General features: G+C 60.0%; 14 protein-coding genes. 3 read left to right on the top strand and 11 right to left on the bottom strand.

All coding sequences use genetic code 11. The features are described from left to right. Positions 1 to 35: 35 nt before the first annotated feature. The 4 genes from Q6A51_RS08865 to Q6A51_RS08880 all read right to left on the bottom strand — a co-directional run bounded on the left by Q6A51_RS08865 (position 36) and on the right by Q6A51_RS08880 (position 6404). Positions 36 to 2423, bottom strand: a complete 2388-nt coding sequence (locus tag Q6A51_RS08865; RefSeq protein WP_304574596.1) for a TonB-dependent receptor plug domain-containing protein — start codon at positions 2421 to 2423, stop codon at positions 36 to 38. Positions 2424 to 2743: 320 nt separating this feature from the next. After that, positions 2744 to 3799: a substrate-binding domain-containing protein gene (locus Q6A51_RS08870; RefSeq protein WP_025260133.1), complete on the bottom strand. Its 1056-nt coding sequence runs from the start codon at positions 3797 to 3799 to the stop codon at positions 2744 to 2746. A gap of 27 nt (positions 3800 to 3826) precedes the next feature. Beyond that, the gene (locus tag Q6A51_RS08875; RefSeq protein WP_374063356.1) at positions 3827 to 4825 is read right to left on the bottom strand and encodes an ABC transporter permease; all 999 of its coding nucleotides are present in this window, start codon (positions 4823 to 4825) and stop codon (positions 3827 to 3829) included. A 19-nt stretch (positions 4826 to 4844) separates the two neighbouring features. Then, positions 4845 to 6404 carry a sugar ABC transporter ATP-binding protein gene (locus Q6A51_RS08880; RefSeq protein ID WP_304574597.1) on the bottom strand — a complete coding sequence of 520 codons (1560 nt, stop codon included), beginning with the start codon at positions 6402 to 6404 and terminating at the stop codon, positions 4845 to 4847. Positions 6405 to 6667: 263 nt separating this feature from the next. On the opposite strand from Q6A51_RS08880, the gene Q6A51_RS08885 reads away from it, so the two are divergent. Beyond that, entirely contained in the window at positions 6668 to 7639 is a 972-nt protein-coding gene (locus tag Q6A51_RS08885) for a LysR family transcriptional regulator (RefSeq protein ID WP_304574598.1), read from the top strand. Here the strand turns inward: Q6A51_RS08885 and Q6A51_RS08890 are convergent. The 7 genes from Q6A51_RS08890 to Q6A51_RS08920 form a co-directional block, all read right to left on the bottom strand. Beyond that, a complete protein-coding gene (locus tag Q6A51_RS08890; protein ID WP_201017032.1) occupies positions 7620 to 8261 on the bottom strand; it encodes a DUF6250 domain-containing protein in 642 nt (213 codons plus the stop codon). The genes Q6A51_RS08885 and Q6A51_RS08890 overlap by 20 nt on opposite strands. Positions 8262 to 8296: 35 nt before the next feature. Continuing rightward, positions 8297 to 11026, bottom strand: coding sequence for an exo-rhamnogalacturonan lyase family protein (locus Q6A51_RS08895; protein ID WP_304574599.1), 2730 nt, complete (start codon positions 11024 to 11026; stop codon positions 8297 to 8299). A gap of 12 nt (positions 11027 to 11038) precedes the next feature. Beyond that, the gene (locus Q6A51_RS08900; protein ID WP_304574600.1) at positions 11039 to 13273 is read right to left on the bottom strand and encodes a TonB-dependent receptor; all 2235 of its coding nucleotides are present in this window, start codon (positions 13271 to 13273) and stop codon (positions 11039 to 11041) included. A 61-nt stretch (positions 13274 to 13334) separates the two neighbouring features. Beyond that, positions 13335 to 14345: an ABC transporter substrate-binding protein gene (locus Q6A51_RS08905; RefSeq protein ID WP_304574601.1), complete on the bottom strand. Its 1011-nt coding sequence runs from the start codon at positions 14343 to 14345 to the stop codon at positions 13335 to 13337. 286 nt (positions 14346 to 14631) lie between these two features. Beyond that, positions 14632 to 15939, bottom strand: a complete 1308-nt coding sequence (locus Q6A51_RS08910) for an LLM class flavin-dependent oxidoreductase (RefSeq protein WP_201017028.1) — start codon at positions 15937 to 15939, stop codon at positions 14632 to 14634. A gap of 183 nt (positions 15940 to 16122) precedes the next feature. Then, positions 16123 to 17181, bottom strand: coding sequence for an NAD(P)/FAD-dependent oxidoreductase (locus tag Q6A51_RS08915; RefSeq protein ID WP_304574671.1), 1059 nt, complete (start codon positions 17179 to 17181; stop codon positions 16123 to 16125). Positions 17182 to 17186: 5 nt separating this feature from the next. Continuing rightward, complete coding sequence (locus Q6A51_RS08920) at positions 17187 to 19133, bottom strand: LodA/GoxA family CTQ-dependent oxidase (protein ID WP_304574602.1); 1947 nt, start codon at positions 19131 to 19133, stop codon at positions 17187 to 17189. A gap of 204 nt (positions 19134 to 19337) precedes the next feature. On the opposite strand from Q6A51_RS08920, the gene Q6A51_RS08925 reads away from it, so the two are divergent. Then, a complete protein-coding gene (locus Q6A51_RS08925) occupies positions 19338 to 19727 on the top strand; it encodes a DUF2946 domain-containing protein (RefSeq protein ID WP_304574603.1) in 390 nt (129 codons plus the stop codon). Positions 19728 to 19870: 143 nt separating this feature from the next. Then, a complete protein-coding gene (locus Q6A51_RS08930) occupies positions 19871 to 21919 on the top strand; it encodes a TonB-dependent receptor (protein ID WP_304574672.1) in 2049 nt (682 codons plus the stop codon). Positions 21920 to 21973: the final 54 nt, after the last annotated feature.

Below are 21973 nucleotides of genomic sequence, written 5' to 3' on the forward strand. Positions count from 1 at the left end.
GGCCACCAGTTTTTGCATTACTCCTGTAGGGCGGCTCAGAACCCGTAGGTCACCCGAGCGTAGTAATACGCGCCATTGGTACCAATCGGTGACAGCACGTCATACGGCAGGTTGCCGCCGTAGTTGATCTCGGAGTTGGAGCGCTCCGGATAATTGTCGGTCAGGTTGTTGCCGCCCAGGGCAATATCGAACCTGGGCGTGAATTTGTACTGCACCTCGGCATCCAGTTGCCAGACCGCGTTATAGGTCTGTTCCGGCTGGGAGTCCCCGAAATCGAACACACGGGTGGTCTTGCCCTGGCGCGTCAGGCGGCCAAGCAGGCCCCAGTGCTGGCTGGCCCAGTTGGCGGAAAGCACAAAACGGTCCCTGGGTGCAGCATCGGTCAGGGTGTTGCGCTCTTCCACACCCACCAGCGCATCGCTGCCGATCCCGAGATTGCTGAGCTGTGACGGCGTGCCTTTGGTCTTGGTGACTTTGGTGTGGTTCCAGGTATAAGCCGTGGTCAGGCCCAGTTGCCCGTCCAGCCATGGCTGGCGGTAATTGAGGACCAGTTCGGCACCGTCGGTGCGGGTGTCGGCGGCGTTGGTGAAGAAGTTCACATCATGGACCCCGACAACGCCGAGGTTATCGTTGATGTACTGCTCCAGCGCGTCGCTGCCGATGCGCTGGGACAGGGTAATGCGGTCTTTGACGTCGATGCGGAACACATCGAAGGACGCATCGAAACGCTCACTCAATTGCGCCGTCAGGCCGAGGCTGAAGTTCTTCGAGGTTTCCGGTTTCAGGTCCTCGGCACCCAGCGCGCGGGCAATCGGGTCATTGACCGACAGCACCCGGATATCGGTCAGCGTGCCGCCTGTACCGAAGTTGCTGGTGGTGTTCTGGAAGCCGACCTGCGCCAGCGACGGCGCCCGGAAGTTGTTCGAGACGGCACCGCGCAAGGCCAGTTGCTCGGTCAGGCGATAGCGCCCGCTCAACTTGCCGGTGAGTTTGCTGCCCGCATCGTCATAACGCTCCCAGCGAGTTGCCGCATCGACAAACAGCCGGTCGGTCAGGTCGCCGGACAATTCGGCGTAGGTGCCGAAGACATTACGGTCCAGGTCCACTTCTTCGCTCGGGCGCAGGCCGTTGGCACCATCGGCTCCGGTGCCGAAATACGAAGCTTCGTCGCCCGCGTAGGTCAGGTAGTTTTCGTAGCGGTATTCGCCGCCCAGCGCCAGCACGAACGGGCGGCCGGCAAGGCGCAGTTCACGGGTGAAATCCAGGTTGCCGGTGGTCTGGCGCAGTTCGTAGGTTCCGGTATCGAAACGGGTCGGCGAATCAGCCCCCAAGGCAACGTTGAGGGTGCGCTGGGTCGCCGATTCAAAATGGTTGCGGCCATGGGTAAGGCTGCTGTCGAAATCCCATTGCTCGCCGATCAGGCCCTTGAAGCCTACGGTGGCCGACAGGTCCTTGTTATCGCCCAGTGACTGCGGCAGATAGCCGTTTGGATAAAACTGCGGCTGATCGCCGGGATAGCGATAGAACTCGGCACCTGTGGTATGCCGTTCGTTGTAAGTACCAAATGAATAGGCTTTGCCGTTGCCCAGCGGCAGCTCGCTGTTGAACCAGGCATTGATGTCCCGTGCCACGCCGTCGCCCATTACATAGTTGCGCTGGCCCGGCGTGTCGGAAAAACCGTCGAATCCGGCGCGGTTGGTCGGGTCGCGATCCTTGTATTCGGTGCCACCACGGATGAAACCACCCTCGTCGCCCAGACGGGCACCGATCTTGGCCGTCGTCAGCGAGTTGCGGCCATCGGTCGTGGTCTTGCCGATGGCATCCTGGCGCGTGTGGAAAGCGCCATAAGTGGTCGAGACTTCACCGCCTTCGGGAGCATCGTCGAGGATGATATTGATCACCCCGGCAATGGCGTCAGAACCATATTGCGCACCGGCCCCGTCGCGCAGCACTTCGATGCGCTTGATGGCACTGACGGGGATCGAGTTGAAATCCACCGGCGCGGTGCCGCGACCGATCTTCGAGGAGTCGTTGACCAGCGCAGAGGTATGCCGACGCTTGCCGTTGACCAGAACCAGCACCTGATCGGGACTCATGCCCCGCAGTTGCGCGGCCCGTACATGGTCGGCACCGCCGGAGTTGGACTGGCGGGGAAAACTGAACGACGGCAATAGCGTCTGCAACGCCTGCCCCAGTTCGCCCCCACCGGCTGCGGCGGACTTGAGGTCATCGGCGGTCAATACGTCTACCGGCACGGGCGAATCCAGCACAGTACGGGCCTTGCCTCGCGTGCCGGTCACCAGTACGGCGCCAAGGCGTGTGTCCTCGTCCGCACTCGGGGACGCTTCTTCGGCTTGCGCGGGAACTTGTGTCATTGCCGCCACGACAGCGGCAGCCAGCAGTGACCGTGAACGGTAATACATGGAACGGCTCCTTTGAGTCGCAAAAATACCTGCCGACAAGCAAGAGTTGCGGCGGTTTTCTGCTGTAATTTTTAAATTCTGGCAAGTAGCGAGATCAATGCAAAAAAGACACAAAGAGCCAATAAAACCCTTTGAGGACAGGACATTAGACGAGGCGGCAATCAATGCCAAAGAACCAATAATACTTAGGTTATATCGGCCTTCAACACTGTTGCTTATTCAACATTAGTTGTTGGCAAAGCAACAGTTACATGGGTTTTTTCGCGAATGAATTCGCTCCTACTCTGTGGGAGCGAATTCATTCGCGAAAGACATTCATTTTATTTAGCCAACGGAATCCAGGCCGAACGCGCTACACCCGCTGCTTCACCGAACGCAGGTACTTTCTTGGCCAGGTCGCGGACATTCTTCACATCCAGATCCAGCAACTGCTGGCGGGTAATCAGGGTTGGCGGGACCAGTACACGGGCTCCCGGATCTTCACCGGCAATACGCATGGCCAGGCTGCGCACGCTGATTGCGCCTGCCACCTCAGGGTTTACGGCAGCCGTGGCAGCCCAGGCGCTGCCGGGCTCTTTCATGATCTGGATATCGGCCGTGGAAATGTCGGCACTGTAGATCTTGATCTGCTTGCCCAGGCCAGCCTCATCGACTGCGATCTTGGCCCCTTTGGCGAACTCGTCGAAGGGCGCGAAGATCACCTGCAAACCGGGATTGGCCCGCAGCACCGCACTGGCCTGATCCGCGACCGAGTTGGCGATGGGCGGATTGAGGGTGCCGAAACGTGCCTTCTCGACGATACCGGGATTATCCGCCTTGACCTGCCGCCAGATTTCATCGCGACGCTCCATCGGCGTAAAGCCACCGATGAACACATAACCCGCCTGGAATGCGTTGCCGTTGTCCTTGAGTGCCTGATCCAGAGCCAGACGCGCCAGTTGATGGTGATCCTGTTCAATCTGGGTCACTTGCGGATTGCCCAGGTCGATATCGAAGGCAACCACCTTGATGCCTTTGGCGACGGCCTTGGCCACGGTGTCCTTGAGGGTTTCGGCCAGGCCCAGTTGCACGATGATGCCATCGACGCCCAGGTCGATGGCCTGCTCCAGCATCTCACGCTGGGTCGCCGCCTGTTGTCGCGCATCGAACAGGCGCAGATTGATGCCCAGCGCTTCCGACTGTTTCTCGACGCCACGCAGGTAAGCCTCGGGGAAGTCCCCCGAGAACAGATACCCCACCAGCGCGATATTGACTCCGCCCTTGTCGAATGGCGCTGGCGCACCGGCAATTCCGGCCGCGCTGGCACCGGTGGCCAGGGAAGCGACCAGCGTGGCGGCGAGCAGGCGTCGCAGCCCGCGTGTGATGAGTCGATGCATCGAGTGTTCCTTCTCTGACAGTGAGGCTCAGCGCGCCCGTTGCGCGAGGCCGAAGGTAAACATCAGCGCCAGGACCAGTACCGCGCCCTTGACGAAATCCTGGGTGTAATAAGGGGCATTGAGCATGGTCAGGCCGTTGAGCAATGTTGCAACCAGCAACGCGCCCACCAGAGTGCCAAAGGCATTGGGCTTGCGGGCACCGAGCACGGCGAAACCGATCAGTGCCGCACCCAGCGCATCCAGCACCAGACCATTACCGGAACTGACATCGCCACGTCCCAGCCGGGCCGCCAGCAACAGGCCGCCCAGTGAAGCCAGCAACGCCGAGAGCACATAGGCCAGCAGTTTGTATTTTTCCACCGGCGCACCGGCCAGCCGCGCCGCCCGCTCGTTGCCACCAATGGCGTAGAACACCCGGCCAAAGCGGGTCAGTTCAAGAAAGCCCCAGACCAGTAGCGCGACCACCAGCATGACCAGCACCGGAACCGGCACCGTGTCCCATAGCCGCGCACGGCCAATCGCCAGAAAAGCCGCACTGAAGCTGCCGGAAGCTTCGTCGCCGTTGGGCAAGGTCATGCCGACCGCAATGGAGCGGCCACCGGTAGGAATCAGTTGCAGGCCGATGATCAGGAACATGCTGCCCAAGGTCGCCAGAATGTCCGGAACGCCCATGCGTACGATCAGAAATCCGTTGAGCAACCCCACCAGCGCCCCACAGGCAAGACTGATGAAAATCGCCGGCAGCGGCCCCCAGTCCAGAACCACCATTACGTAGCTGGCACACATCAGGCTCATGGCGGCCACCGCACCGATGGACAAGTCGAGCCCGCCCACCGACATGCTCAGGGTCACACCCAGAGCCAGCAGCGCGACGATGGACACCGACTGAAGAATGATGAACAGGTTGCCGACCCGCAAAAACGCAGGTTCCAGTACCGAAAACAGCACGACCACCAACGCCAGGAGCAACAACAGGCCGTAATGAATAGTGAAGCGCAGCAATGGCTCCCATGGCCGTGGCTTCAGGAAATGTGAAGAAGTCGACTCAGGCAAGCGTGGCTCCTTGGCGATGCAGAGGGTTGATGTCAGGTTGCGGGGCGACGCCCGCCATTTGCGCGACCAGTTGCTCGCGTTGCAGACCGGCACGCGGGTAGTCGGCCACCACACTGGCGTCACGCACCACCAGAATCCGGTCGGCGATTTCCAATGCTTCGTCGGGATCGGAGCAGATCACCAGCGTGGCGCGCTGCCCGGCGCTGGCACGAATTCGCGCACCGATTTCCCGGCGAGCGCGGATATCCACACCCTGGAACGGCTCGTCGAGAATCAGCAGATGGGCATTACCCAGCAGCCAGCGGGCCAGCACCACTTTCTGTTGATTGCCGCCAGAAAGCGTCTCCATCGGCACATCAAGGCCCGCACACTTGATGCCCAGAGTTTGCACTTGCTCCTGCACCGCTTCGCGCTCTGCGCCAGCATCAATAAAACCGCCACGGCTGAATCGCTGCAGAAACGGCAAGGTCAGGGTTCGCGTCAGGGAAAAGCCCGGCACCAACGAGCAACGCACGCGGTCCTCGCAGGCCATGAATACACCGCCCGCAATGGCCTCGCGTGGCGATGCCGGAGCCCAGTGCTGGCCATCCAGTTCGATAACGCCCGTCACAGGCTGACGCAGGCCGAAGAGAAGTTCGGCTATCTCACTCTTGCCAGCCCCAAGCAGGCCAGTCATGGCGACCACTTCGCCTTTGTACAGATTCAGATCGAAAGCCGCGCTGGCTTCACTGAGTCGACAATCGCGCATCCGCACCACTTCACGCCCGCGCTCGGTCTGCTGGTGAACCACAGGCGCCAGCTCACTGCCGAGCATGGCCCGCACGGCAGCGGAAAGGTCCAGCGGTGCCGCGAACTCGCCAGCGAGGCGTCCGTCGCGCAGCACAATCGCACGGTCGGCAATACGCTGCAGGTCTGACAAGCGATGGGAAATGTAGAGAATGCTGACCCCGCGCCCGCGCAGCACGTCGATCAACGCGAACAGGCGCTCCGCTTCGGCAGAAGACAATGAAGCGGTGGGCTCATCCAGCACCAGCAAGCGGGGCTTGAGTGCCAGCGCACGAGCCAGCACCACCAGTTGCCGTTCAGCCGTGCCGAGGCTTTCGATGGCGGCGTCCAGCGACAGATGCAAATCCAGACCTGCGGCGATCTGTGCAGCCCGTTCATGCAGATGTCGTCGCTTGCTCCAGATGGAACCTTGGGGCTGGCACAACTCGTCCAGGACCAGATTCTCGGCCACGCTGAACCCCGGCACCACCGCCTCGTCGACCTGCTGGTGAACGGCAACGATACCGGCGCGCCGCGCTTCATGGGGGGAAGCAAAACCAAGCGCCCTGCCCTCGACCCGCAACTCGCCCGCATCATGGCCATGGCTGCCAGAGAGGATTTTGACCAGGGTGGATTTGCCCGCACCATTGGCACCGAGCAAGGCAACAACCTCACCGGGATAAAGGTTCAGGTCGATATCCTGCAAGACCCGGCTTGAGCCGAATGACTTGCCCAGCCCACGGGTACTGACCAGAGGATCATGAGGGACCGTTACGGGCACTTTCATGGAGAACTCAACACAAGGAATCAGAGAAAAGCAGGCCGCGCACGGGTAACACTGCGATAAACGACGTCTTCAGGAGAGACGAAATCGCATATAGCCTAATGGACGGGTTATCCGGCGATAAATAACCAATTGAAATATCCATAGAAGCACTTTCATCACTGGCCTTATGCCGGATGATGATCGGCAACATGCTTTTAGTTCTTTTTAAAAACCCGACAAATCCGGCAAAGTCACGCGCTTGTTCCTATGAGTCATTGCTGCCAATGCATCTGGATCTACGTCAACTGCGGCACTTCATTGCCTTGGTGGAGTATCGCAACTTCGGCCTTGCCGCCGAGTCGGTCAGCCTGTCCCAGTCGGCATTCAGCCGCAGTATCCAGGCACTTGAACAGAGTTTCGGAACCCGCCTGATCGATCGAACCCGCAACCTGGCACCCACCAAGAAAGGCCTGATCGTGCTGGAACATGCACGACTGATGATTGGCAACGCCCACGATCTGATCAATGCAGTTCATCAGTTCAACGAAAACGAGGACGGTGAGCTGTCGTTCGCTTGCGGCCCTGCTCCGGCAGCCTGGCTGATGCCACAGGCACTGGGGCTTTTCACCCGTCGCTTGCCCAAGGTCCGGCTGCGTTTTCATGTCGATAACTGGCAAGCCCTGGGGCAGCGACTGCTGGCTGAGGAATGCGAGTTCTTCGTGGCCGACGCCCGTAACTTCGAGCACGACCCGGATTACCGGGTCCAACTGCTCAGCCAGCACCGCTGGGGTTTCTGCTGCCGCAGCGAGCATCCTCTGGCCGCGTTCGATGAAGTCACCGTAGAGCAATTGTTCAGCTACCCGCTGGCAGGCACCGTACGCCCGCCCAATCTGCGCAAGGCGCTGGTCGAACTCAGCGGGCGGCCGGACTTTCAAACCAGCATCGAATGCGATAACGGCTACAGCCTGATCAGTGTCATCCAGCATTCCGATGCCATCGGTACCACCAACGTCAGTCGTAATAACCCTTACTTGCGTCAGGGCCTCAAGTTGCTCAACGTCACGGGGCTGGACCCTCAGGCGCCGGAGTTCTTCACCCATTACGGCATCGTCAGCCGTGCCGGCTACAAGCTGTCATTCCTGGCGCAAAACCTGATCGACGCCTTTCATGAGGCGGATCAGGCGATGCAGGCGCTGGAAGCGAATCCGCCGCAAGACGAACTCGCCAACCTGCCCCTTACAGGGCTTGCACACTGAAGCGGCTGATTGCCTGACGCGACCAGACCGACCGCAAGCCGAAATACCCGGCAACCGGCAGCCCATTGAGCGCTTGCTCGAACACCAGCTCTTCATCGACCCAGTAGCGAGTCGATGAAGAGGTCACGTCGATACGAATCCGGTAAATCCTCCCCGCCTCCAGCAGATGGGCAGCATCCAGTTTCTCGCCCAGTAACGGACGATTGCCCTGACCGTCGTAGTAACGAAACCGGGTGGTGCTGTTGCTATTGCCGCCCATGCCCACGTACCAGGTCGCCAGCGAGTCATAGGATTCCAGCACGCCGTCACGCTCGATCAGTTCGCTGGCCCCTCCATCATGAGCGCCCCAGAAGACGTTCATGTCCGACAGGCGATCATTGGCCTGCCCTGCCACCAGCACCTGACGCAGGAATTCGATGCGGTAGGCTCCGCTCAGGCGCTGGCGCAGCCAGACGGTCATTCCGGCGCGGGTATCCATGATCAGGCGGCCGTGTTCGGCCCAGACACGGGATTGCTCCGGCAATTCGGTTTCGGCGATCCAGAGTCGAGTGTTGAAGGTCTGGAAGTCATCCTGGACAACCACGCTTGCAGGCGCGAGGGGTGCAGCATTCGGGTGAGGCATGAATACAGTCTCGAAACAGATGAATAAAGGACCGTCTAGTTATCCAGCGCCAACAAGGCGATAGCGGTCAGGCCCCACTGGGCCACGGCATTGGTCGATAGATTGGCCGCAGCGGATGTTCCGGAATGCTCATCGATCACCGACACGGGATCAGGCTCATTCAACGGATACAGATAGGCTGGCGGCTGCACGACATGCAGGCTTCGGTTGGGTTTCGGGATACCGCCCGAACCGCCGAAGAACTCCTTCCAGGCCCGGTCTTTCAAGCCACGGTCACGCAATCGATAGGCCGCGAATGCCGTCAGCCGTGCATGGCCCTGGGCGAGATTGAGATTGGCCAGTGGTGCGCCCAGGGCTTTTTTCCGCTCAGCGGCCGGGGCGTTGTACAACCGGCAGTAATCCAGCCAGGCGCGCTCGAAACTGGCCGAGGGCAAAAGCTGCAATAGCTCGCTACAGATTTCAGCCAGACCGAATACTGCCGACAGGTGCGACACCGACAGCTTGCCACTGGTGTCGATATCGAAGCGTCCGCTGTCCAGTTGCATGTTGCCAAGCCCAGTGAAAAAGCCATGGGGCTGCGCGGCAATCGTCTCCATGCTGTTGAGCAGGCGGCGAGCCATGGCCGGATCGCCGCTGCGCTCCCAGTCAGTCAGCCAGGCGGCAGCAATGGCTCCCCAATCGGTACCGAACGTGATGCTGGCATAGCCGTCGCGAGGGTCGCGTTGCTGGCCGATCTTGCGGCCGGGCACCACTTCGCGCAGGGTGCGCAAGGCCTCGACTTGCTCATTGAGCAAATCACCGATGCGCTCATCGGCGGTCAGGTAATACAAGAACCGGCGATTGGCGGCAGTCGAAATGCGCAACTGTTTTGCACTGTCGCCCCAGTGCTGAACGTTATGCCGCGAACCCAGCGGCGCAAACCGCCCGATATGATGCACGTCAACCTCGCCGGTATGGCGGGTCATCGCTTCGGCCATGCGGAACACGTCCTGGCGGCCGGTGCGCAAGAAGTAATACCAGAGCCAAAGATCGGTGCTCAGCTCCGAGTTGTCCCAGGCAAAACCACCCACGTCATAGCGCCATACATGCCGCTGCTCGTCATAGGTGTGCATGACATCGCCGTAATCCCAGAACCCGTACCATTTTCGCTGCTCGACTTCGTCGCGATAGAAATCGAAATACCACGCCAGTTGCTGCTCGATCTGTTGCTTGCGCCCGGTCTCTTTCCTGACCGGTGCCCAGTCAGGCCCGAACACGCCTGCTGCATGCAGGCGCTCGGGGGATGCCAGCAGCAGTGGCGGCTCTTGAATGCGCTGGGCAATCTGTTGCAACACTGCGCCACTGGGCGTGGCAGCAACGAACTGCAACTCCAGCTCACTGGTCCGCGCAACGCCCGAGGGAGTGCCGAAGCCGGGTTCATGATCTTCGTAGGTGATTTCCAGGGCTTCGCGCTGTTTGACGAAGCTGTCCTGGCCCATGCCGTCGTGGTAGCTGCGCAGGTCCATCGGTGCAGCCTGAGGCGCCCATAGCCAGAGAGTGACTTGCGCCCTTTCGGTCTGCGCATCTTCGATATCCAGCTGCGCCGGGTAGCTCTGCCAGAAATTGCGCAGGCCGAATACCACGCCACCCTGAGGCGAGCCGATATACCCCACGCCTGCCGCCCTTTGCCCCGTGGCACTGTTGAGCCAGCTCTGGCCGGACGTTGTGCGCTTGCTGATCTGGAAACCGTCCGGGTGCGCCTGCAGTAAGCGATAGCTGCCGAACGCGGGAATGTAGTGCAGTCGATTGGCAACTTCCGGGGCAAAGCCTTCCACAGGGCCGGTGCTTCTTCCTTCGACCTGAGCGCGCATGATTCCGTCGCCCGGATTGCGGCGCAGGCCGGTCAGGCCACGCACTGCTTCGGCAAAGACCCCGCCGTTGGCAGCGACGAAGCGCACATGCCGGTCATGCAAGGGTTGATCAAGAGGCGTATCGAAACGCAGGCCCACGCCTTTGATGAAGTCATGCTGCTCATCGATATCGATCAGCAAGGTGTGAATCAGGCGCAGGTTTTCACTGTTGGCATAGGCATAGATACGCACGATGAAAGGCAGCAAAGTCCCGTCGCCGTCCAGCAACCGATGGGTGCCGTGCAAGGCCACCACCGCGCGTACCGGGCCATTCTGTTCCAGCACGCCACGCTGTATTTCACTGCGATATTGACGGGTCGGCGTTGCGGGCTGGTCAGGGTCGCCCTGCACTTGCAGCACCAGATGTCCGCTCTGCAAGGTGATGCGGCCATTACGGCTGACACTGCTCAACACGCTTTCGCCCTGGCGCGGGATCACACATTGCAGCACGCCGGTGTCGATGCGGATCTGCTCATCGTTTTCACTGGCCAGCGCACGTCCTTCAGGTGCCACGACACTGGCCGGGCGCAGATCATAATATTCTGCAACACCCTGCTGCGGTCCCATGGCATGGGCAGTCCATTTCAGGCTGCCGTCAGGCCAGTAAGCCAGCGGCCAGCTTTGCAATGACGGCGCCGATCCATCGCTGCCGTGAATCTGAAACTGGCTGCCAGCGGCAACCTGCCCCCAGGGCCATGGCGTGCCCCAGGTCACGCCGCTGAACGACGCCGGGGTTTGCTTGCCCAGCCAACCGAGTCGGGCCTCGGCCTTGGGGGCCGGCTGTGCAGCCAGAGCGCTGCCGATAAAGGGCGCGGAGCCTGTCAGTGCAGCACCGGCTCGCATGAAGCTTCGGCGATCGAGTAAAAATCTGCTCATCGGTCAGGGCCTTTAGAAGTCGTAGCCAACGGTCATGCCCAAGGTACGCGGCTCACCCACCACACCAAAGGCCGAGCCATAGTCGCCAGCATTCAGTGAGCGGTAATAGCGTTTGTCCGTGACGTTGTTGGCCCACAACGAAGCATTCCAGGTGCCCTCGTCATATTTGCCGCTCAGGCCGGTGGACAGACTCAGCAGGCCATAGCCCGGAATGCGGGTGAATTCGGAGTTGTCCACGGTGCCGTAGGCCCAGGTGCGATACGAATAGCGCCCGGCGACAAAGGCTTCCAGGCCCTCGAATGCCTGCCACTCGTAGCGGCTGCTCAGGTTGTAGGTGAGTTTCGGCGAGCGGAACACCCGGCTGCCGGTCAGGTCGCAGGAGGCTGGCGGACGAGGCGCAAGCGTCACTTCCGCCGGGCATCTGCCGCCCTTGAAGTCCAGATACGTGTTGTCCAGCAACGTGCCGTTGAAGTTGATGCTCAGGCCATCCAGTGGCTTGAGTGTCAGATTGGTTTCCAGGCCACGCGATTGCATGGTGCCGGCGTTGATCAGGTAACTGCTCTGGCTTTCCAGGTCATAGGCGGTGGTCTGGAATTTACGCACCTTCGACCAGAACAAGGCCGCATCCACCGTCACCCGGTTATCGAGCCAGTGACTCTTGAGCCCCAGTTCGCTGCCAAGGGTTTCCTCGGGCTCGATCAACAGGCTGTCGAAACCTGCGGTGTTGGCAGCTCCCGAGGAGACGTTCAGGCCTCCTGCCTTCTCGCCATAGGCCACGGTGAAATAGCCTTGCAGGTTGGGCATGAAGAAGTAGCTGAAATTGAGCATACCGGCAGGCAACTGGCTGTACTGGTTCAGCTCTCCAGAGTCGAAATCGTTCTTGTTGACCCGGCGAAACGAGCCCGATTTCTTGTTGTAGCTGTCGCGTATCCCGGCCGTGATATCGAATTTTTCGGTAACGTGCAGGGTGCCCTGGGCATAGAGCGAAAACACGGTGTCGTTGATCTCGCCCCAGCGCTTTACTGTCTTGCCGGTGTTGGACGTGTTGCCGTAATACTGCGTAGTGCGAGTGCCCGCGGCATAGTAGTCATGGGCAAAGGTGTCGAGGTTTTCGCCCCAGTAAGTGGCACCGATGGCGTAGTCGAAAAGCTCGCCCTTGGGTGAATCCAGACGAATGTCCTGGGACCAGATGCGGTCACGCACGTCAGCGCCGCTGCCCGCATACAGAGGAATGTCCAGGGCATCGGTATTGTTGGGCTGGAAACCGAAATAGCGGAACGACGACACCGAACGCAGGTTGTAACCGTTGGCCAGCTTCCAGTTTGCCTCCGCAGACAGGCCACCCTGGCGCACGTACGCCTGGTTTTCATTGTCGGCGTTGACCTTGTAGCCCCCGCCTATCACCGTCGCACCAACCAATGCAGTCCGGTTCAGATAAGGCACCGTACCATTGACGGTATTGGCCTTGTCCAGCACGGACACCGGCTCACTGGTCGCCTTGTTGTAGTCGGCAATCACCCGCAGGCTGAAATCGTCCGCGGGCTGCCAGAGCAACTGCCCGCGAATGCCATCCTGATTGCTGCCACCCAGGTCATGGCCGGTGTAGATGTTCTTGATGTAACCGCCCTTTTCGGTGTGCGACAGGTTGAGGCGCCCGGCCAGGGTTTCAGTCAAGGGGCCGGAAAACATCGCTTGAGTCTGGGTATAGCCGCGCTGGCCGATGGACTGGCGCAACGAGCCTTCAGGCGTGAAGGTGGGTTTGCGGCTATGGATATCCACCGCCCCGCCCGTGGTGTTGAAGCCTTTGAGCGTCCCTTGCGGCCCGCTGAACACATCGGCGCTTTCGATATCCAGCAGGTCGTTGGACATCATGCCCGGTCGACTCAGGTAAACGTTGTCGAGAAACAGACCGACGCTGCTGGGCATGCCGATATTGATTTCGGTGCCGCCGCCATCGCCCACGCCCCGAATGGTCATGCGTGTGTCATAGGAGTCCACCGTGGCCACATCCAGGCCGGAGGCCACTTGTTGCAGGTCTTCAAGCCGGTAAATGCCCTGTTGTTCAAGGGTCTTTCCACTCAGCTCACGCTTTGACGAAGGTGGCTGCTGGGGATCGGCCTGACGCACGCCCTCGACCTGTACGGTGTCCAGTCGGGTCGTGGTTTCAGCCATCGCGGGCGCTACTGCCATGACCAGTGCCATGCCGGTGACCCAAGGGAGGTGTTTTTGCTGAGTTTCAAGTTTCATGGGGTGTTCCAGCGAGCAATGGATGCCGTGCCGTCAGCAATGTGCTGTCGGCAGATAAGGTTCAAGGTCGGGGCTGTTGCAGAAATTGCGGCGCGAGCCACTGATCCACATTGATGTCACGACGAATCAGGCGCGCCTCCCTGGCGCTGCCGATGGACTGTTTGAGGCGTTCGACAAAACCGCTGTCCAGCTCAGGTGACAGCAGTACCGATAACGGCGGCGCACCTTCCAGGTTGGCCTTCAGCAGATTGGCCGGGTAAGACGCCTGATCGGCCAGTAACTGGATATAGGCCTCGCGGTTGTGCGGGTTGCTGGCCCAGTCCGATGCCTCACGCTGGACCTGAACGATCCTGCTGACCCACTCCGGATGCTCGTCGAGCAACTTTTGCGATACCAGCACCAGGCCGGACAACTCACCCGCGCCATCCAGATGCCGGGTAGAGACAGGCACCTGAGCCTGACCACGCTCGCGCAGCGCCAGGATGTTGATGCCGCCCCAGGTCGCATCGATCTGTCTGGCTGCCAAAGCCGCGCTGGCGGCAGCAAAGTCCAGATTGATGACGCTGATATCCTTTTCGGTCAGCCCCGCAGTGCGTAGGGCATCGATGAACGAAAGCTGCGCGGCGGTCCCGCGAAACAGACCGACACGTTTGCCCTTGAGGTCTGCCAGGGAATGAATCGACGAACCGACCGGTACCGCCAGGTAATGCGCGACGCCACGGGCAGCGACGGCAACCACCCGCGTATCGAGCCCGCCCGACTTGCCGACGATGCTGCCCAGATCGCCGAGATAGGCCATATCCAGCTGGCCATTGGCAAAGGCTTCGTTAATCAGGGGCGCCGCACCCTTGAAGAAGTGCCATTTGACCGTGACACCCTCGGCGCTGAACGCCTGCTCAAGACGCTGCTGGGCATGAATGACATCCACCAGACCGCCACCGGCAGGCTTGCTGCCAGCCCCGATATCGGACACCGCAATATTGAGCTGCGCCGCACTCACAGCAGTCAATGGCCCCAGCGTCAGGCCCAGGCTTAGCAGCAGAGAAACAAGAAAATGAGAACGCAATGACATGGGCGGTTTCGGACTCCGTAGAAAACCACTGGCACTGTCTGGCCAGCAGGCGATGACGTTTAACCACAACGACAGCGCTCTTCGTAAATACCGAAACCCCTCATGATTATTCCTGAAAAGCATAAACAAGCAGGAATGCAGTGCCTGGAGGTTATGTAAGAACCGCAAAAGTTATTTGCGGGATTTGCATTGGATATGGGATCAACGGGTGAGATGTAATGGGGGAAAGTTGCAAGCGGCAAGCGGCAAGCTGCAAGTTAAAAGCTCACAGCCTGCCGCTTGTAGCTTATGTGTATCGATTCTCCGGGACAGGCAACCCCAGATGCTCGCGCAATGTGCTCCCGCTATATTCCTCACGAAACAGTTTGTGCTTGCGCAGGATTGGCAATACGCCTTCGATGAAGTCGTCCAGGCCTTCGGGGAAGTACGCGGGCATCAGATTGAAGCCATCTGCGGCTCCGCCCTCGAACCAGGCAATCAGCTCGTCCGCTACACGTTGCGGGGTGCCGACGACGATTTTATGACCTCGTGCTCCGGCCGCCAGGTTGCAGATCTGGCGCAGGGTCAGGCCGTCGCGGTGTGAAAGGTCCAGCAGCAGGCGAGCGCGGCTTTGCATGTTTTGCGGCAGTGGCAAGTCCGGCAGTGGCTGGTCCAGATCGAAACCGGAGAGGTCCTGCCCCAAACGATCCGCAACCATCAGCAAGGCGGCTTCCTGGTCGGTCCAGCTTTGCAGATGATCGAAGCGCGCCTGGGCTTGGGCGGCGGTCTTGCCAAGGATCGGCATGACACCGGGCATCACCAGGCAATGATCCGGCGAGCGGCCTTGAGCAACGACTTGCGCCTTGAGGTCGCGATAGAACTGCCCGGCTTCTTCCAGACCTTGCTGGGCGGTGAACACCACTTCACCGATGCGCGCCGCGAGGGCCATGCCCGGCCCGGATGAGCCGGCCTGGACCAGTACCGGATGACCTTGCGGCGCACGGGTCAGGTTGAGTGGCCCGGCAATGGAGAAGAACTCGCCCTTGTGGTCCAGGCTATGCAGTTTTTCAGGGTCCAGATACACGCCGCTTTCGCTGTCGCGAACATAGGCGCCCTCTTCCCAGCTGTCCCACAAGCCCCGCACCACATCGACGAATTCCTCGGCCACCGCATAACGCTGAGCATGGTCGGGATGTGTGGCACGGGTGAAGTTGGCCGCGCTGTCGTAGCCGGTGGTCACCACGTTCCAGCCGGCACGGCCTGCAGACAGATGATCGATGGTCGCGAACTGCCGGGCGATGGTGTACGGCTCGCTATAGGTGGTCGATGCCGTCGCCACCAGCCCGATGCGCTCGGTGATCGCCGCCAGCGCGCCCAACAGCGCCACGGGTTCCAGGCGCACGATCATGGAGGGATGCTCCTTGGGGCCGGTCACCAGTTTGTCGCCAAAGAACACCATGTCCAGCTTGGCCTTTTCGGCTGCCAGGGTCAGGCGGCGGATCAGCGGGAAGTTTTCGCTCCCGGATTCGGCACCCGGATAACGCCAGCCAGCCGAGTGGTGACCTGCGGCCTGAATGAAAAGGCCCAGGCGCATCTGTCGCTCAGTCTGGCTCATGAAGTGACTCGGAAATTGAATGAAGAGGACGCAATCAAAATGGCTGCTTGCACGCGGATGCTCCTGAGCGAAGGTGGCCTGCAAGATCGGTTGTATCGATAGATCAGACAGGAATAAAAGATTCAAATATATGAATATTCAAATGATAAAAATAAATCATTTTATTTGTCTATCTCTGGCTGATCAGCCAAAACTCGCCAGGCTATGGCACTGCGCGTAGTGGCTCATGAGCCCTTTGAGGGAATGCGCCAGGGTTATGCGGGTCTGCTGGTCATAACGTTCAAGCTTGGCCGTACGACCGTGATGCAGGTAGTCCAATATGGCACTGGCCGCTGGCTGGCTCGCCCCGAATGCATGGGCAAGGCCCTGTGACGTGACGGGATCAAAAGCGATTGCCGCTTCACCGACCGCAAGCCATTGCGACGTTGCGACGCAATCCAGCGCAGAACAGCCTGCATCGAGCACCTGGAAAGGTGCCGCCGACAGTTCGCCGGCGGCAACATAGTGCTGCATCAATTTTGTCTGTTCCAGTTGCCGGGCAAGTTCGGCCAGGCTACGGAAGACTTCGCCGCCTTCGGGAAAGAATCGCACCAGATGGCGCTGGCCGCTGGCTGACGTCGCGCCAGACCACCAGCCCGATGCATCCGCCTCGATCAACAACCAGTCGGTTGACGCAAGTTCAGAAGTACCGGCAGGCAAACAGGCTGCAACGGCGACCTGACGACTCAAGCGACGCCTGCCCGCACCGCCCAGGCGCGCAATAGAGCTGGACTTGCCCGAAGCATCGACCACAAAACGGGCTTGACCACTCCAGCAGTCCTCGCCACGCAAGCCGCTCAGGGTGGTGATTGCACCAAACTCGGCCTCGGTCACCCGCACGCCCCGCTCCAGCACCACACCTTCAGCCTGTGCCCTGTCCCGCAGACGGGAATCGAACACCTGACGGTCCAGGAAATAACCATGGGATGAACGTTCGGCGAAGTAATCCCGAAAGCTCCGTTCGGGTGTCGTCCAGATGGACTGCACGCCGCAACAGCGGCGCGCAGCCGAAATCTCTTCCAGCAAGTCGGCATGCCCAAGCGCGGCCAGTGACGGCACCGCCTCGGGCGACAGGCATTCACCGGGCCGTGGCTGGCCTGCTTCGCCACGATCGACCATGCAGACATCAAGCCCTGCTTCGGCCAGACAGATGGCAAGCGCCGAACCTGCCGGTCCGGCGCCCACGACCAGAACGTCGTACACGTGGGTCAAATCTCGTCCCTGCGCAGACGACGAGGTTTCACATCCTTGCGTGGCTTGGCTTTGTCGAGTTCGGCCGCCTTGAGCAACGGTTGTGGATGGTCCAGAGCCTCGATGGCCGCCAGCAGGGCAACCTTGGTGTTGGGGCCAACGGCACTTTCCGGACGACCGGTTTCAATCCAGGCCCGGGCTGGCAGCCCCAGCTTCTTTTGTAACTCGGGCGATGTCTCTTTACTGACCAGAACGCCAAGCTCCCACCACTGGCTGACCATCTTGTTGATACGCGCCAGGTAAGAACCTTTCAGGTCGCGCAACCAGTCTTCGCGGTAGGAGAAATTCTTGAGCTGTTGCGGTTCACTCGACTGCGTTGAACCGACACGCTGCCAGGCCTCGTTGCTGAGCACGCTGTTGGGCACGCGGGCACCCCAGTAGCTGGGGAAGGACAGATAAGAGCCAGGTTCGTATTCCGCATCGGACAGGCAGGATGCGCCGTCGGTCTGCCATGGCACGCCCAGTGCGCGGGTCAGGGAGCCCGGACCTACGCCGTCCAGCGGGCCACCTTTGCTCAGGCAGATTTCCGGTGTCAGCTTGCTGCCGTAGTCCTGGCGAACGACATGGCCCTGGGGCAGAACGGCCAGGCGATACGGACTTTTCCAGACGCTGGACACACGCATGAACCAGGTCAGCTCGATGCCGGGGTGGAACGGCCCGCCCAGGCACTCATGCAGCCCTACTCGATCCAGCGCGTCGGTCTGCTGTTTTGGACTGAGCGACGAGAACGCAGGGATAACCGGTTCACCTTTCCAGTCGGAGACGAAGTCCCCCTTCACCCATTTTTCCAGTGCCTTGTACATCAAAGGCGTGACGGCCAGGCCTGCACCTTCGGCATCGGAGTAATCACCGTAGTAATCGCCGTAGAACGGCAACAGCGCAGCCGTGAACGCCCCGGCGCCATCCGGGATACGGAAAAGCTCGAAGACCCTCTTGCGGAACTCGGCATTCTTTGCAGACGGGTCGGCAAGCTTCTTCAAGACCGCCTTGTTCTTGGTATCCAGTGGTGAGCCGGAGCCGCTGAGCAGGTAAATGCCATGGTTGGTCCACTGCATATTGGTCAGGCGGTCGAAGATCGGCCAGATGTCGCGGGTGAACTCGGTGGTTGTGTGGGCAGGCAGTTGACCGTTGCGCACATACAGATCACGCACCACGTCTTCCATGGTGACCACACCGAACAGGCCCGGCGCATAGTTGGGCGGCGTCACCGCCAGAAAACCAGGCTCGGCATCAAGTACATCGCCATTGGCGAAGGTCACACGGGCGTAGACCGGGCCATCGGAGATGTCGTCATGCCAGTCTTCGTTGTTGGCAAAGGTGACAGGCGCGGTACCCGCCTTGAGCGGTGCGGAATGCCCATGGCCACCCAGCGCAATGAGCCGACCTTCTTCGTCGGTGCGCAACTCGCCCAGATAGACCGGCTTGCTGTAGAACTCACCCGTATCGAAATGAAAGGCTTTGCCCTGTTTGTTGCGACCGCCGATGGTTCTGGGGCCCGGACGAATGTCCAGCGCCTTGCGCTGAGGGCCAATGACTGCCGGATTGCGTCGACCGGCTTTCTTGGCGTATGGCGCGGGCAGGTCCATGGCATTCTCGAAGTCGTACCAGCCAGCCTTGAGGTTGGCGAGTTCCACGGTCCAGTCGATCTTCACACCATCGGCAAGGGTAAGCTCGCGGACCGAACCATCAGTCAGCTCAGCGTAGATCCGAAAGCGCACAGCCTGACGTCGCAAATGCCCCTTCGCATCGCGAAACTCTCCGTCCGCGCTACTCGCAACAGCTCCCGGAACCTCTGCGGCCAGGACATATTCGTCATGCCCCAGCGCATTTCCGACCCGGGCAATACCAAGCCCTGGATGCACACGTACTGACTTGATCGACGCGGTACTGATGGTAGTGGCCATTGCGATGTAGCCTCCCTGCTGAAGTGAAATATTCTGAGAACGTTTCTCAGGCCACGACACTAGATGACAAAATATCAAGATGTCAAATAGCCACATGGCAATTCCCGCATCCCCTTCTGCCTGCCTGAAATCCCGCCCACAGAAGCATTTACATTCCGTCACCAAATACGGCTAAATGGCGGCCTTCGTGCTACGGGCCCACCCATGGCTTCAATGAAACGCATCATTCCCTGGATCGCTTGTCTGGCCGTGTTGCTCAACATGCTGGCTATGCCGATGAGCCGTGCCATGCAGCCGGCGGATGCGCATTTACTGCTATGGGGCGGTTTTTGTTCCGGGAGCGGTTCGACCGCCCTGCCACCAGGCTTCAAGAAGCTGATCGATACGCTGCAACCCGCTTCATCGAAAGCGGCCATGCAGCATGGCGATTGCTGCTGTGGCCATGCGGGTCTGGTCGCTCTGCCGGCCGATCACTATCGACACTTCCTGCCCCGCTACACACCTGATACAGCACTGGAGAACCCCGAGCAGCCGACGCTGCATCCCAGGGTTCGCTGGCCCAGTCTGACCCCTCGCGCCTCTCCCCTGGCCTGACCACGCCTTGCCTGCCCGCCGACTCTGGCGCGGCTTTTCTTGTCTGGCGCGGGAATGCCCTGATCGGCCATCTCGCGCCCTTGAAGTCTCTTGGTCATCAGGAAGTTTTTGTTATGCCTGTTTTTTCTACATTGCCACGCGCAATGCATATTCCCGTGTCCCGCTCGGTCTGCCAGGCACTGACCTGCGGGGTATTTGCCCTGACGCCGTTATCCGCCGCACTGGCCGAAACCCAGGTCGAGAACTCGACCATGACCCTCGGTTCCGTGACCGTTCAAGGCAACAGCAGCGGCCCGCTGAGCACCAGCAGTGTGCTGAGCTCGGTGGATATTCTGGGGGGCGACATCCTTGAAAAGATGCCAGTCAATTACAGCTGGGAGCTGTTCCGTCGTGCACCCGGCGTGATCCTTACCGAGTTCAATCAGGGCACCACTTCCGGCAAGATTTCCTTTCGCGGCTTTAACGGTGAAGGCGAAATCAACGCGGTGAAGCTGTTGATCGATGGCATTCCGAGCAACAGCAACGACGGCAACATGCCGTTCATGGACATGATTTTCCCCATGGAGCTGGACAGCATCGAAGTCGTGCGCGGCACCAGCGATGCGCGTTACGGCCTGAACAATATCGCGGGCAACGTCAACATGCTGACCCGCACCGGCGGCAATTACACCAAGGCCCGGATTCGCTACGGCAGCTTCAATACTCAGGAAACCCAGCTTTCCAAAGGCTTCGAGAGCAGTAACTGGAGCCAGAACTATTTCTTCGCCTATCAGAAATCCGAGGGCTATCGCGATCACTCCGACGCCGAGAAATTCTCGATGTCCGGCAAGTGGTTCTATACCCCGGACGACGAGAGCTATCGCATCGGCCTGATTGCCCGGCATTACGAAACCGAAGCCCAGGAGCCCGGATACCTGAGCGAAGAGAATGCCAGCCGCCACCCGACCATGACCAACAGCTACAACGCCACGGACAAGGGCACGCGGCGCATGAATCAGGTCAGCCTGCATTTCGATACGGATCTTGCAGACACCCTGGCATGGTCCGCGAAAACCTACATCAACACCTTTGACGACCGACGCTGGACCCAGTACTGGAGAACCACCTCGCAACAGGAGCGGGATGCCTATGAAACCCAGTACGGCGCCCTCACCTCCCTGACCTGGCGCCCGGAAGTCAGCTGGCTGTACGACTTTGCCCTGGAAGGCGGAGCGGACATGCAGCAGCAGGAAAACAAGAGCGAACGCTACCGGACCCTGAATCGGGTTCGCCAGGCCCAGACCCGCGACCAGCAATTCGACTTCGACACCTACGGCGCTTATGTCCAGGCCGAGATCAAGCCTTTCGAGTCGTTGAAGATTGTCCCGGCCTATCGGGTCGACAAGATCCAGGGCGACTTCACCAATGAAATGACCGGCCTGGATTACGACATCAATGACTATGGCCTGATCAAGCAACCCAAGCTCAGCGTGGTGTATTCGCCCTGGGATGTGGCCAGTTTCTACGCCAACTGGGGACGTACCTTTCAGGTCGGCACAGGGGCTGCGGCCTACAAGATTCCGCCACGGGATACCGATCTGGAACCGTCGATCAACGAAGGCTGGGAAACCGGGATCAAATTCACTCCCGCCAGCTGGGTTGATGGACGGATCGCCTACTGGCAGCAGGAAGCGAGTGGCGAGGTCAGCCGCCGGCTCAACGACCCGAGCGGGGAATCGGACAACGTCGGTGAAACCCGGCGCTGGGGTTATGACCTGCAGGTGAACCTGCACCCGAACGAGCGCACGGAAATATGGATGGCTTACTCATGGCAATACTCGAAAATCCTTGAGCCCAGCGCTACATTGCCCAACAGCAAAGGCCGGGAAATCGACCATGTTCCCCATCACGTGTACAACGCCGGCATGACGTATCAGGCGACTCCGGCCCTGCAGCTGACGGCCTGGATGAACGGCCAGACCAACTACTATCTGGAACGGGAAAACACTCAGGGCACCTATGGCGGCTATGTGCTGATGAACCTGGGTGCGACCTGGAAGGTAAGCGAGTCGGTCAGTGTCGACCTGCAACTCAAGAACCTGACCAACCGTTATTACGAGTACGTCTGGTATGACCCGGACGGCGCCGTCGACTCCCTGCACTCGCCGGGTGATGGACGTGCCTTGTATACCGGAGTCACGCTGGAGTTCTGATCCGGGAATGATGTCGAGGTGTCATGAACGGCACCTCGACATCCAGAAGTGTCA

The sequence above is a fragment of the Pseudomonas serbiensis genome (assembly GCF_030580745.1).
GTDB lineage: Bacteria > Pseudomonadota > Gammaproteobacteria > Pseudomonadales > Pseudomonadaceae > Aquipseudomonas > Aquipseudomonas serbiensis.